This is a genomic window from Actinomyces denticolens (assembly GCF_002072185.1).
GTDB lineage: Bacteria > Actinomycetota > Actinomycetes > Actinomycetales > Actinomycetaceae > Actinomyces > Actinomyces denticolens.
The window spans coordinates 1-12,387 of the sequence record NZ_MVIW01000054.1 but is presented as its reverse complement, the minus strand read 5'-3'; the positions used below and the strand labels follow the sequence as shown (position 1 = coordinate 12,387).

Below are 12,387 nucleotides of genomic sequence, written 5' to 3'. Positions count from 1 at the left end.
CGGCGGCCATGATGGCGCAGTTGCGCTCGGCCTCCTTCGTGGAGGCGCCCAGGTGCGGCAGCGAGATGCAGCGGGGGTGCTTGTGGACGGCCGGGGAGGGGAAGTCGCAGACGTAGCCGCCCAGGGTCTCCTCGTCGAGGGCGGCGACGACGGCGGCCTCGTCGACGATCTCGGCGCGGGCGAAGTTGAGGATGACGGCGGTCTCCTTCATGAGGCCGACGCGCTGGGTGGACACCAGGCCGCGAGTGGAGTCGAGGAGGGGCACGTGGACGGTGAGGATGTCGGCGCGCTTGAAGACGTCCTCGATGCTCTCGGCGCGCTCGACCTCGGCGCTCAGGTGCCAGGCGGACTCCACGCTGATGGCGGGGTCGTAGCCGATGACGCGCAGGCCGAGGCCCAGCGCCGCGTTGGCGACCTGCACGCCGATGGCGCCCAGGCCGATGACGCCGAGGGTGCGGCCGGGCAGCTCGAAGCCGACGAACTGCTTCTTGCCGGCCTCGACGGCCTTGGCCATCTCGGCGGCGTCGCCGGTGAGGGTGTGGGCGAAGCGGGCGGCGGGGATGAGGTTGCGCGAGGCGATGAACAGGCCGGCCAGGACGAGCTCCTTGACGGCGTTGGCGTTGGCGCCGGGGGTGTTGAACACGGGGATGCCGCGCTCGGTGAACTCGGCGACGGGGATGTTGTTGGTGCCGGCGCCGGCGCGGGCCACGGCCAGGACGGAGTCGGGGATGGGGGTGCCGTGCAGCTTGGCCGAGCGCAGGAGGAGCGCGTGGGGCTCGGCGACGCCGCCGCCGACCTCGTAGCGCTCGTCGGGCAGGCGGGACAGGCCCGCCCCGGAGATGGCGTTGAGGGTCTTGATGCGGAAGCGCTCGGGCTTGGGGGGCACGGGGGCGTTCATGGTTCTCCTGTGTGGGTGCTGGTTGGGGCGCTGGTGGTGAGTGCGGCGATGGGGCTGGCGCGGCCCGGCGGGACGGGCGCCCGCCGGTCGGGCTCAGCCGTGGACGCGCTCGAACTCCGTCATGTAGTCGATGAGGGCGGCGACGCCGTCGGCCCCCATGGCGTTGTAGATGGAGGCGCGCATGCCGCCGACGCTGCGGTGGCCCTTGAGGTTGGCCAGGCCCGCGCGTGCCGCGCCGGCGAGGAAGTCGGCGTCGAGGGCGGGGTCGGCGAGTGTGAAGGGGACGTTCATCCAGGAGCGCGAGCGCGGCTCGACGGGATTGGCGTAGAAGTCGGAGGCGTCGATGGCCTCGTAGAGGGAGCGGGCCTTGGTCTCGTTGGCGGCGCCGATGGCCGCCAGGCCCCCCTGCTCCTCCATCCACTCCAGGATGAGGCCGAGGAGGTAGACGGAGAAGGTGGGCGGGGTGTTGAGCATGGAGTCCTTGTCCGCCATGGTCCTCCAGTCCCAGATGGCGGGGACGTCCGGGCGGGCGCGGTCGAGGAGGTCGTCGCGCACGAGCACGACGGCGAGGCCCGCCGGGCCGAGGTTCTTCTGGGCTCCGCCGTAGACGACGCCGAAGCGGGAGAGGTCGACCGGCCGGGAGAGGTAGGTGGAGGAGAAGTCGGCGACGAGGGGGGTGTCACCGGCGTCGGGGATGTAGGGGAACTCGACGCCACCGATGGTCTCGTTGGGCGTGTAGTGCAGGTACGCGGCGTCGGCGGGGACGGTCAGGGAGGCCGGGTCCGGGGTGGTGGTGTAGTGGGAGGCGGACTCGTCGGCGATGGTGACGACGTTCAGGCCCTGGCGCTTCGCCTCCTTGGCGGCCTTGGCGGACCACTGGCCGGTGTTGATGAAGGCGGCGGTGGCGCCCCGGGCGGCGAGGTTGGCGGGGATGGCGGAGAACTGGCCGGTGGCGCCGCCGGCGAGGAAGAGGACGCGGTAGTTGTCCGGCAGGGCGGCGACGCGGCGGAAGGCGGCCTCGGTCTGGGCGGCGCAGGCGACGAAGTCCTTGCCGCGGTGGGAGTCCTCCAGGACGGACATGCCGGTGCCGCGCCAGTCGGTGAGCTCGGCGGCGGCGCGCTCGAGCACGGGCAGGGGGAGCTGGGCGGGGCCTGCGGAGAAGTTGTGGACGCGCATGGGGCCAGTATGCCCGTGGGCGCGCCATGCGGGCGTCATGAGTCCGCGATGGGGGCGCGGGGCGGGGCCGGCCGGGGCGCGGACAGCCTCAGTGACGGGTGCGCTGAGCCGGCCGCGCTCCTGGGACCCGACGGCCAGACTGTCGGCCTCCCGATGGAGGCCTACCGCGTTCTCAGCGATGTCGTCCGCGCCATGTCGCAGGGCAGGGCGATCACTGTCGCGCCCGTCGACCAGCTCCTGACGACCCAGGAGGCCGCGGACTTCCTCGGCATCAGCCGCCCCACCCTCGTCAAGCTCCTGGAGTCCGGTCGGATCCCCTTCGAGCGCCCAACGGCGAGCAGACACCGCCGGGTCCGGCTCGCCGACGTCGTCGACTACCAGCGCCAGTCGGCCCAGGAGCGCGGCGACGCCCTGGACACCATGACCCGTGAGGCGGCCGAGGCCGGCCTGTATGACACCGCCGGGGCGGACTACGCGGATGCCCTCCGCCGGGCCCGCCAGCGCTGACGGGACGCCGCCGTCATGGGCCGTGCCGATGTCATCGTGACCAGGAATATCAAGGACTATCCACTAAGTGGAACGACCGGGGACGTCCACGACCTCGAGGCCGCATCGCCGAGCGCATGCCGCCATCCGCCTGTCATGAGTCAGCACCACCACTGGGGCGAGCGGCGAGTCCAGGGCCATCGCCGTAGCGACATGCACCGCGTCCAGGGTTTTGATCGGACCGGGGACGATGCCCGCCTCCCGCAGCACCATGTCAACGCTGAACAACTCGACCTCCGCCAGCGCATTGTCGATCGCCGGTCCCGGCAGCCCGGCGCGAGAGGCGATCTGCTTGAGCTCGACCTCCAGCAGTGCCGACGAGACGAGCGCCTCCTCATCGGCGCCCTCCTGGAGAACTCGCTCAGCCTCGGCCCGCCCCTCCTGGTCGAGAAGAGCCAGGAGAAGGAAGGAGGTATCGACGTAGTAGATCACTGATCAGCGCCCCTCGCTCACCATCGCCATGATGCTCGCCAGGCTCTGACCCTCGGGGATCGGCACCGGCGCGAAAGGAACGTGCTGCCTGCGCCTCGCCTGACGGCTCCATCCCTGGCGGCGCAGCCGCTCGCGCGGCGACTCGTGGCCGGAGTACGGCGAAATCGTGGCCACGGGCCTACCGTTGCGGACCACGACCAGATTCTCCCCATCGTCGGCGACGCGGGAGAGGATCCGGCTGCCCTGCTGGTTCATCTCCGTGGCGGAGACAATACGGCTGCTGTTCATCGGCCTACCCATAGCATCACGGTAACATCTACCTATCGACCTAGATAACCCTGGCGGGCACGGCGAAGCACCCCGAGGGACGCAGGCGCTCCGCACGACGCCGGCGGGCCGGGCCTTCTCGGCCCGGCCCGCCGGTCGGTGGCTGGCAACATGGCGCGGGCGCACGCGGGGCTCACCGCACAGCCCGGCGCGGGCCCTCGCCGACGCCGCCCGCGCCACGCAGCAGTGCTCAGTAGGATTCAGCGCGCGGAGTCTCCCGGCTCCTTGGAGCCCTGACCGCCCTCAGCGCCCAGCAGCTCGCTCACGGGCTTGCCGAGGAAGGCCTGGGTGAGGCCGTCGAGCTGGGGGATGACGGAGGCGGCCATCTGGGTGATCTTGCCGGCGCCGTCGGCGGAGACCACCGTCATGCCTTCGATGCGGCCCATGGGCTCGGCCAGGGCGCGGGCGATCTCGGGCAGGATGTCGATGACCTGCTTGGCCTTGGCCGCCTCGCCGTAGCGCTCCATGGCCTCGGCCTGAGCCTTGGTGGCCTCGGCGGCTGCCAGGCCCTTGGCGCGGGAGGCCTCGGCCTCCGCCTCACCGGCGGCGCGCACGGCCTCGGCCTCGGCCAGGGCGCGGGCCTTCGTGGCCGTCGCCTCCGCCTCGGCCAGGCGCGCGGTCGCACCGGCCTGGGCCTCGGCATCGAGGCGCTTGCGCTCGGCGGCCGCCTCGGCGGCGTTGATCTGCTCGGCCTTGGCCGCCTCCGCGCCGCGGGTGCGGGCGTAGAGGTCGGCGTCGGCGGGCTTGCGGACCTCGGTGTCGAGCTCGCGCTCGCGCAGGTCGGCGCGGGCCTGGGCGGCGCGCTGCTCAATCTCGGCGACCTTGCGGTCATTCTCGGCCTTGGCCAGGGGGCCGGCGGCCTCGGCGTCGGCCTGGGCGGCATCGATCTCCTTCTTCAGGGCGGCCTTCTTGATGGCCAGGTCGCGCTGCTGCTGGGCGACCGTCGCCTGGGAGGTGGCCTCGGCCGCGGCGGCGAGCGCCTCGGCGTTGGCGGTGGCGATGCGCGCCTCCTGCTCGACGCGCTTGCGCTCGGGCACGCCCAGGGAGGCGATGTAGCCGTCGTTGTCCTCGATCTTGTTGATCTGGAGGGTGTCGATGGCCAGGCCCATGCCGGCCAGGACGGTCTCGGCGCCGTCGAGGACCTGCTGCTGGAGGGCCTCGCGGTCACTGATGAGGTCGGAGACCGTCATGGCGCCCACGATGGAGCGCAGGGTCCCCTCCAGGGCCTCGGTGGTGGCCTCGGCGATGGCGCCCTCGATGTGGGCCTTGCCCATGAAGCGCTGGGCGGCGGCGCGGATCGCCGCATCGTTGTCGCCCACCTTGATGGCGGCGACGGCGGAGACGAACACCTTGATCTTGTTCTTGTCCTCAGCCTCCACACCCAGCGCCACGGTCTGCTGAGTCATGGGCAGGTACCGGATGGTCTGGAGGATGGGCCACACGAAGTCGCGGCCTCCGGGGAGGATGATCTTGACGTCGCCGGTCTTGGCGCTTCCGGAGATCATGCCGACCTCGTTGGGCGGGATGACGACGAAGCGACTGGCGGCGAAGACGCCGATGAGGATGACGAGCACGATCGCCGCGACGACGATGAGGATAATGCTCAGCATGGATGGGGAACCTTTCTCGATTCAGGAATCGGTCTTTATCAGGGACGATGCGTATGCCCCGCCCGTGGCTCACTCGCCGGCCAGCGCGAGCCGTGAGACGACGACGTTGATCGCGCCGTGCTCATCGCGGCCGGCGTCGACGACGGTCACCGACTGGCCGGCCCGCAGAGCCTCATCCCCACTGGCCACGAGCTGGTGCTGCCCGCCCCGGGGAGCCTCGATGAGCACCTTGCCCCGGCCGTCGCGCCACCACAGGACGGTGGCCGGGGCGGCGACGAGCTCGGAGGCCTCCAGGGGGGCGAGTACCTGGGGGCCGCGCCGGCGCAGCGCCCTCCAGCCGGCGCGGGTGAGCGCGCCCGCCACCAGGGCGGCCGCGAGCGCGAGCCCGATGGCGGGCCACCTGGGCAGGCTGGCGGCCCTGGTGACGATGAAGCCGGTGATCCCGGCGGCGGCGAGGCCGACGGCGATGACGGGCGCGGCGCCGTCGAAGAGCGCGTCGAGGAAGTCGTCCAGGATGAGGACGAGCAGCATGAGGAGGACGCCCGAGCCGATGAGGCCCAGGAAGAGAGGCGTCAGGGTCATGGTCTTATCCCAGCGGCGCCGGGCGGACGCGTCCAGTGGGAGAACTCCCCGCATTCCGGGGCTCAGGAGCGATCCCGGGGGTCAGTATCAAGAGCCCGTGCCCCCGCTCTCGCCCAACTCGCCGTCCCTGCTCTTGCCCCGACCCTTGCCCTGGCGCCCGGCCTCGGCGCGGGCGCGCTCCTCGGCGGGCACGGCTGCCCACCAGGCGTGGAGTGCCTCGCGGGCCATGTCCTCGCCGAGCGGTCCCTTCTCCATGCGCAGGTCCATGAGGAATTGGTAGGCCCTGCCGACCATGGGCCCGGGCGGTAGGCCGAGCTCGGCCATGATCTGGGCGCCGTCGAGGTCGGGGCGGATCGCGGCGAGCTCCTCGGCCTGGGCGAGCTCGTCGATGCGCCGCTCGAGGTCGTCGTAGGCGTGGGAGAGCATGGCGGCCTTGCGGCGGTTGCCGGTGGTGACGTCGGCGCGCGTGAGGCGGTGCAGGCGGGTGAGGAGGGGGCCGGCATCGGTGACGTAGCGGCGCACGGCGGAGTCGGACCACGCGGCGTCGGCGTAGCCGTGGAAGCGCAGGTGCAGCTCGACGAGCCTGGCGACGTCCTTGATGGTCTGCTTGTCGAAGCGCAGGGCGGTCAGGCGCTTCTTGGCCATGCGCGCCCCGATGACGTCGTGGGCGTGGAAGGTGACGGTGCCGTCGGGCAGAAATCGGCGGGTGGCGGGCTTGCCGATGTCGTGCATGATCGCCGCCAGGCGCAGCACGAGGTCCGGGGCGGGCACGGGCCCGTCGGGCCCGGTCTCCAGGTCCATGGCCTGCTGGAGGACCACGAGAGTGTGCTCGTAGACGTCCTTGTGCCGCTTGTGCTCGTCGACGGTCTCGCGCAGCGCCGACAGCTCGGGCAGGACGACGTCGGCCACGCCCGTGTGCACCATGAGCTCCAGGCCGCGGCGGGGCGCGGGGGCGAGCAGCAGGCGCTCCAGCTCGGCGCGGACGCGCTCGGCGGAGACGATCTCCAGGCGATGGGCCATCTCCTCCATGGCGCTCATGACGTCGGGCTCGACGTCGAATCCGAGCTGGGCGGCGAAGCGCGCGGCCCGCATGATGCGCAGGGGGTCGTCGTCGAAGGACTGGGTGGCGGTGACGGGGGTGCGCAGGATCCCGGCCTCCAGATCCGCCAGACCCCCGTGGGGGTCGACGAGCTCCAGGTCGGGCAGGCGCAGGGCCATGGCGTTGACGGTGAAGTCGCGTCGCGTGAGGTCGCCCGCCAGCGTGTCCCCGTAGGAGACGGCGGGTTTGCGCGAGCCGACCTCGTAGGCCTCGGTGCGGTAGGTGGTGACCTCGACGACGACGTCCCCCTTGCGCGCCCCGATGGTGCCGAACTCCCGGCCGACGTCCCAGCAGTTGTCGCCCCAGGCCCTCAGCAGCTCCTCGGTCTGCTCGGGGCGGGCCGAGGTGGTCAGGTCCAGGTCATGGGGAGCCACGCCCAGGAAGGCGTCGCGCACAGGACCCCCGACCAGAGCGATCTCGTGACCGGCCCGCACGAAGGCGTGCCCGAGGGCGGCCAGCGACGGCGGCAGGCCCGCGAGCGCGTCGCGAGCAGTGGGGGTCAGACGGGCCGTGCACTCGGCCCGGCGGCGGGAGCCCGAGGGCGTCGTCGAGGAGGCCGCGCGGGAGGCGCTGGTTGGGGAGGTCATCATCGGGGAAAGCCTGCCATGACTCCGGCGGCCGGGCCCCCTGCGGAGGTCCCGGGAGGCGGGGCAGGGGCGGGCCGAAGGGCGGCAGGGGGGCGCGGGGTTCGGCGGAGCGGAGCGGGCATGAGGAGCGCCCGGCCCGCCCCGGCGCGCACTGCGCCGACCGAGGGGCTCGGACAGCCTAGAGTGTCCCCATGCCCTCTCACCGCGCTCGCAAGCCCCGCGCCGGCTCCTCGCCGCGCCGCTCGAGTGCGCGCGGCCTGCCCGTCGTCGATGAGACGAGCGCCGGCGGGCTCGTCGTCGATGTCCAGGAGGGCCGTGCCTTCGCCGCCGTCATCGCCCGCCGAAACCGCGGCGGGCGCCTGGAGTGGTGCCTGCCCAAGGGCCATCTGGAGGGCGCGGAGACCGCCGAGGAGGCGGCCGTCCGCGAGATCGCCGAGGAGACGGGGATCACGGGCCGGGTGCTGCGCCACCTGGCGACGATCGATTACTGGTTCGCGGGCGACGCCCACCGGGTCCACAAGGTCGTTCATCACTTCCTGCTCGAGGCCGTCGGCGGGGACCTGACCACGGAGAATGATCCCGATCATGAGGCCGAGGACGTCGCCTGGGTGTCGCTCGACGACGTCGGCAAGCGCCTGGCCTATCCCAATGAGCGCAGGATCGTTGCCGCCGCCCGCAACATCCTCGTGGGGGATGGATGAGCCTGCGTCGCACGCGGCGCCTGCTGGCCTCAGCGGCGGCCGTCCTGTCCAGCGCGGCCATGATGATCGCCGGGCCGGCGCTCGCCGCGCCCGTCACGCCCGGGATTCCTTCAGACCGGGGAGAGGGAGGCGCCCCGGCCGTCCAGGCCCTGCCCGCGGATAGCGCCCCCGGTGCCGCGGCACCGGCCATCACCGACGGCGCCCTCACCCTCGCAGTGGACGCCATGGCCCCTGAGATCCTGCACTCGGGGGAGGATCTGCGCATCTCCGGGACCATTGCCAACGGCACGGCCACGAATCTGTCCGGGGCCTCGATCGTGGTCCAGGCGCAGCAGACCACGGAGGTCTCCACGGAGAATCTCAGCTCCTGGCTCGCCGGCGAGCGCAGCACGTCGCTCGTCACCGCGATGGACGGCGCGCTCGGCTCCGACGTCGCCCCCGGCGCGTCCCAGCGCTTCTCCGTGACCGTCAAGGGCTCCGACCTGCCCTTGGCGGACACCGATCAGTGGGGCCCGCGCGGCATCCAGGTGACCCTCGCGCAGAACGGCTCCGCGCTCGCCCAGGACCGGGCGATCTCTCTGTGGGACAGCGGCGCATCCGTGGATCCCAGCCGCGTCACCGTCATCATCCCGGTCACCGCCAGCCCCGCCGAGCTCGCGCTCCTGGCGGACCTGGGCACCACCGAGCAGCGCGAGGCGGAGCAGGCCGCCGAGGACGCCGCTGAGAAGGCCGCCAAGGCGACCGGCACCCCGACGGCCGGCCCCACCGCCTCCGCCTCCCCGCCGAGCCCGGGGACCAGCCCGTCGGGGGACCCGAGCGCCGGTGCCGCGCCCACCGCGACGGGCTCGCCGAGCCCCTCCGCCGGACCCGACTCCGTCCCCCCGGCCTCCCCGCAGGACTCCGCGCCCTCCATCCACGCCCTGCGCCAGCGGGTGACGGGGATGCTCGACCTCGCAGGGGACGGCGTCGTCCTGGCCATCGACCCCGCCCTCATCGACGCGCTCGGCATGACCCCCGAGCGCCTCCAGGCGGCCGCGGCAGCGGGATCCGGCGAATCGGGGCCGACGGCGGACCCCACGCCCAGCGCCGTGGGACCCAGCGACTCGCCGGGCCCCACGGCCTCGCCGTCGGCGCCGCCTACCTCCTCACGGGACCTGGCCGAGGAGGATCTCACCGAGCTGGCCGGCTCCCTGTACCGGGCCCTGACGGGATCGGGGGCGAAGGGCAAGGGCGACGTCGTCGTCCTGCCCTGGGGCGATGCCGATGTCTCGGCCCTGACCCATCTGGGCGCCACGGACCTCATGAGCACCGCCAACGCCCGCGCGAGCGGCTCGCTGCTGGCCGGCGCGAGCGCGAGCACCTCCCTGGCCTGGCCCGCGGGGCCCCTGGACGCCCAGACGCTGTCCGCCCTGCCGGAGTCGGCGAGCGTCGTCGTGGCCTCCCCGGGGGACATGGGCGTCACCGAGCCGCTGACCTACACGCCGTCGGGCGTCGCCTCGTTCGAGGATCGCACCATTCTCCTGCCCGACGCCCCCCTGAGCGCGGGGGTCGCGGGCAGCCTGGAGACGCAGGCCTCCACGCAGTCGCTGAGCGAGATCGACACCCGCCAGTACCTGCGCGCCCTCACGGCGATCCTCACCCGCCAGGCCCCGAACCTGGGCAGGGACGCGGTGGTCGCCATCGACCGCCGGACGGCCTCGACCACTTCGCCCACGGTCCTGGGGGCGAGGGTCGATGCGCTGAGGCAGACCAGTTGGACCAGGCCCTCCGGCCTGGCCGATCTCAGCGCTGACGCGGACAGGCAGGCCTCCCAGGATGACGAGCCCGGCCGCGCCGGGCTGCCGCCCATCCAGATCACCGACTCCGAGCTGAGCGATCCCGAGCTCGCCCGGGCCCAGGCCGCCGCGCAGCGCGTGGGCGCCACGAGCTCGGTGCTCCACGACCCCACGGCGATCATGGGCACGCGCGCCCAATTGGTCTCCTCCGTGTCCGCCTCGGCCTGGAGAGCCGACGCCGCCGGCCGCACGGCGCTCATCACCGGCGCCGACGCCGCCGCCGACTCCGTGGTCAGCGCCTTGCAGGTCGCCCCGAGCTCCACGATCAACCTCATCAGCGACAAGGCGCAACTGCCGATCCGCGTGTCCTCGTCCCTCAAGCAGGACTCCACCGTGGTGGTCGAGGTCATCTCCGGCTCGCCGCGCCTCCAGACCAAGGAGACGGTCTCCGTGGTGGTCCCAGCCGGGGGCCAGGCCGTCGCCTCCGTGCCCGTGACCGCTGTCGGCTCGGGAAACGCGAGCCTCACAGTGAGGATCCTGTCCTCGGACGGCACTGAGGTGGGCACCCCGGCGCGCCTGCGCATGCGGGTGCGCGCCGACTGGGAGGGCCGGGGCACCAGGATCGTCGCCGGCGCCCTGGTGGTCCTGCTGGCCGCAGGCATCTACCGAACCGTCCGGCGCGGCAGGCGCGCCGTACCCGATGCCCCACTCGCGGGCGCCCACGAGCTGGAGGGAGACGCATGACCCCCGCCCACGCCCAGAACGCCCCGATGGCGCCCCCGCCCAGGCGGGGGGCCCGGCCGGTCGCGCCCGCCCAACCCGGGCGGCGGGCCCAGGCGCCCGAGTCCGCCCCTGAGCCGCGGCGGAGGACCCCCAAGCCGACGTCGATCATGCGCTCCTCAGTGGTGATGATGACCGGGACGATGGCCTCGCGCCTCCTGGGGCTCGTGCGCAACGCCCTGCTCATCGCCGCCCTGGGGGCCACGGCCTCCGGCGCGGCCGACGCCTTCAACATCGCCAACACCCTGCCCAACCAGCTCTACAACATGCTGGTGGGCGGCATCCTCAACGCCGTCCTCGTCCCGCAGATCGTGCGCGCCCTGCGGCGGGAGAACGGTGAGGAGGTCGTCAACCGCCTGCTCACCGCCGCCGGAACCCTCATCCTGGCCATCACCGCCCTCCTGACCGCGGCGGCGCCCCTCATCATCCTGCTCTACGGCGGTGGTCTGGGGCGATGGCTCCCAGTGGGCTACGCCTTCGCGTTCTGGTGCATGCCGCAGGTCTTCTTCTACGGGCTCTACGCCCTGTGGGGGCAGGTGCTCAACGCCCGGCACGTCTTCGGGCCCTACATGTGGGCGCCCGTGGTCAACAACATCATCTCCATCGCCTCGCTCATCGCCTACATGGCGATCTACGGCCGTTACGCGGGCTCCGACGGCGGTCCCGCCGAGTGGGACGCCATGCGCATCACGCTCATCGCGGGGATGACGACGCTGGGCATCGTCGTCCAGGCGCTCGTCCTCTACGTGCCGCTGCGCCGCTCGGGATTCACCCCGCGCATCATCTTCGGGGTGCGGGGGCTCGGCCTGGGCGACACCTCGAAGATCGCCGGCTGGGCGCTCATCGGGATCATCGTCGCGGCCCTGGGCGACTGGGCCGTCATGAACCTGGGCTCGCGGGCCGTCTCCGCGGCGGAGAAGGTCGCCGATCAGGGCGTCATCGTCCCCTCGACGACGATGTACAACAACGCCCTCCTCATCTACATCCTGCCGCAGTCCCTGGTGACGACCTCCGTGGTGACGGCGCTGTTCACCCGCATGAGCGAGAAGGCCGCGGCGGGCGACGGCGCCGGCGTGCGCGACGACCTCTCACTCGGGCTCCGGTCGGTGGCCGTCTTCACGGTTCTCGCCAGCGCCGGTATCGCGGTCCTGGCCACGCCCGCGCTCCAGGCCTTCGTGCCCTCGGTGTCCCTGGCGCAGGCCCATGCGGCCGCGCCGATCCTCGTGGCCCTGGCGATGGGCATCGTGGTCCAGGGGATCTGGTTCACCACGCAGCGCGTCCTACTCGCCTACGGGGACACCCGCCGTCTCGTGCGGGCCGACATCACCGTGGGCGTCATCCCCGTGGTGTTCTGCCTCCTCACCTACTTCCTGGCCGAGCCCCGGCACTGGATGCTCTGGGCGGCGATCTCGTCCCCGGTCGCCCAGGCCGGGGCGGTGGCCGTGGTGGTGCCGCTCATGCGCCGCCACCTGCCCGATCTGGACAGCCCGCGGGTCATCTCCACGCACCTGCGGCTCATCGGCGCGGTCATCCCCGCGGTCATCGTGGGCATCGTCGTGCGCGAGCTCCTGGGCGACGCCGACGGGCACCTCATGGGGGCCGCCGCCCTCGACGCAGTCTTCATCGTCCTGACTGTCGGGGCGGTGATGACGCTGGTGTACCTCGCCGCGGCCCGGGCCCTGCGGATCGACGAGCTCGCGATCCTCATGAACCCGGTGGCCGGAATCGTGGCCAGGGCCGGGAGCATGCTCCCCGGCGGCGCCGGCCGGGCACTCGCCCGCCTGAGCGCCTCACTGAGGATGCCCCCGGCGCGGCGCGGCGCGCCGACCTCGGCGGCGCCGGCCCCGGCACCCGCCGCCCCCGCCCAGGCCCCC

Annotated in this window: 11 protein-coding genes; 4 read left to right on the top strand and 7 right to left on the bottom strand. The window is 72.8% G+C overall.

Features of this window, described 5'->3' with window-relative positions:
* Both B1H55_RS11355 and serC read right to left on the bottom strand, forming a co-directional pair.
* A partial coding sequence (locus tag B1H55_RS11355) for a 3-phosphoglycerate dehydrogenase (RefSeq protein ID WP_080461746.1) occupies positions 1-898 on the bottom strand: 898 nt, incomplete at its 3' end.
* 93 nt (positions 899-991) lie between these two features.
* Positions 992-2,074 (bottom strand): 3-phosphoserine/phosphohydroxythreonine transaminase, encoded by a 1,083-nt coding sequence (serC, locus tag B1H55_RS11350; protein WP_077240810.1) that lies wholly within the window; start codon positions 2,072-2,074, stop codon positions 992-994.
* Positions 2,075-2,227: 153 nt separating this feature from the next.
* On the opposite strand from serC, the gene B1H55_RS11345 reads away from it, so the two are divergent.
* Complete coding sequence (locus tag B1H55_RS11345) at positions 2,228-2,581, top strand: excisionase family DNA-binding protein (RefSeq protein ID WP_157750291.1); 354 nt, start codon at positions 2,228-2,230, stop codon at positions 2,579-2,581.
* Positions 2,582-2,644: 63 nt separating this feature from the next.
* On the opposite strand, the gene B1H55_RS11340 is transcribed toward B1H55_RS11345, so the two are convergent.
* From B1H55_RS11340 to B1H55_RS11320, 5 genes are all read right to left on the bottom strand, one after another.
* Positions 2,645-3,052 carry a type II toxin-antitoxin system VapC family toxin gene (locus tag B1H55_RS11340; RefSeq protein ID WP_077240808.1) on the bottom strand — a complete coding sequence of 136 codons (408 nt, stop codon included), beginning with the start codon at positions 3,050-3,052 and terminating at the stop codon, positions 2,645-2,647.
* Positions 3,053-3,055: 3 nt separating this feature from the next.
* The gene (locus B1H55_RS11335) at positions 3,056-3,340 is read right to left on the bottom strand and encodes a type II toxin-antitoxin system Phd/YefM family antitoxin (protein WP_157750293.1); all 285 of its coding nucleotides are present in this window, start codon (positions 3,338-3,340) and stop codon (positions 3,056-3,058) included.
* A 239-nt stretch (positions 3,341-3,579) separates the two neighbouring features.
* Positions 3,580-4,989, bottom strand: coding sequence for an SPFH domain-containing protein (locus B1H55_RS11330; protein WP_077240806.1), 1,410 nt, complete (start codon positions 4,987-4,989; stop codon positions 3,580-3,582).
* A gap of 69 nt (positions 4,990-5,058) precedes the next feature.
* Entirely contained in the window at positions 5,059-5,571 is a 513-nt protein-coding gene (locus B1H55_RS11325) for an NfeD family membrane protein (protein ID WP_077240805.1), read from the bottom strand.
* Between the two features lie 87 nt (positions 5,572-5,658).
* The gene (locus tag B1H55_RS11320; RefSeq protein WP_077240804.1) at positions 5,659-7,260 is read right to left on the bottom strand and encodes a CCA tRNA nucleotidyltransferase; all 1,602 of its coding nucleotides are present in this window, start codon (positions 7,258-7,260) and stop codon (positions 5,659-5,661) included.
* 188 nt (positions 7,261-7,448) lie between these two features.
* Between B1H55_RS11320 and B1H55_RS11315 the strand changes: the two genes are divergently transcribed.
* The 3 genes from B1H55_RS11315 to murJ all read left to right on the top strand — a co-directional run.
* Positions 7,449-7,958, top strand: coding sequence for an NUDIX hydrolase (locus B1H55_RS11315; RefSeq protein WP_073452712.1), 510 nt, complete (start codon positions 7,449-7,451; stop codon positions 7,956-7,958).
* A complete protein-coding gene (locus B1H55_RS11310; RefSeq protein ID WP_073452714.1) occupies positions 7,955-10,477 on the top strand; it encodes a DUF6049 family protein in 2,523 nt (840 codons plus the stop codon). The genes B1H55_RS11315 and B1H55_RS11310 overlap by 4 nt, the downstream gene beginning before the upstream one ends.
* Positions 10,474-12,387: murein biosynthesis integral membrane protein MurJ (gene murJ / locus B1H55_RS11305; protein ID WP_338071682.1), on the top strand; the 1,914-nt coding region annotated here is incomplete at its 3' end. The genes B1H55_RS11310 and murJ, both read left to right, overlap by 4 nt.

Excerpts from the sequence above, each read along its gene's own strand:
- B1H55_RS11325 (WP_077240805.1), bottom strand. The coding sequence starts at position 5,571 with ATGACCCTGACGCCTCTCTTCCTGGGCCTCATCGGCTCGGGCGTCCTC.
- B1H55_RS11330 (WP_077240806.1), bottom strand. The coding sequence starts at position 4,989 with ATGCTGAGCATTATCCTCATCGTCGTCGCGGCGATCGTGCTCGTCATC.
- B1H55_RS11345 (WP_157750291.1), top strand. The coding sequence starts at position 2,228 with ATGGAGGCCTACCGCGTTCTCAGCGATGTCGTCCGCGCCATGTCGCAG.
- B1H55_RS11335 (WP_157750293.1), bottom strand. The coding sequence starts at position 3,340 with ATGAACAGCAGCCGTATTGTCTCCGCCACGGAGATGAACCAGCAGGGC.
- B1H55_RS11320 (WP_077240804.1), bottom strand. The coding sequence starts at position 7,260 with ATGATGACCTCCCCAACCAGCGCCTCCCGCGCGGCCTCCTCGACGACG.
- B1H55_RS11310 (WP_073452714.1), top strand. The coding sequence starts at position 7,955 with ATGAGCCTGCGTCGCACGCGGCGCCTGCTGGCCTCAGCGGCGGCCGTC.
- B1H55_RS11315 (WP_073452712.1), top strand. The coding sequence starts at position 7,449 with ATGCCCTCTCACCGCGCTCGCAAGCCCCGCGCCGGCTCCTCGCCGCGC.
- serC (WP_077240810.1), bottom strand. The coding sequence starts at position 2,074 with ATGCGCGTCCACAACTTCTCCGCAGGCCCCGCCCAGCTCCCCCTGCCC.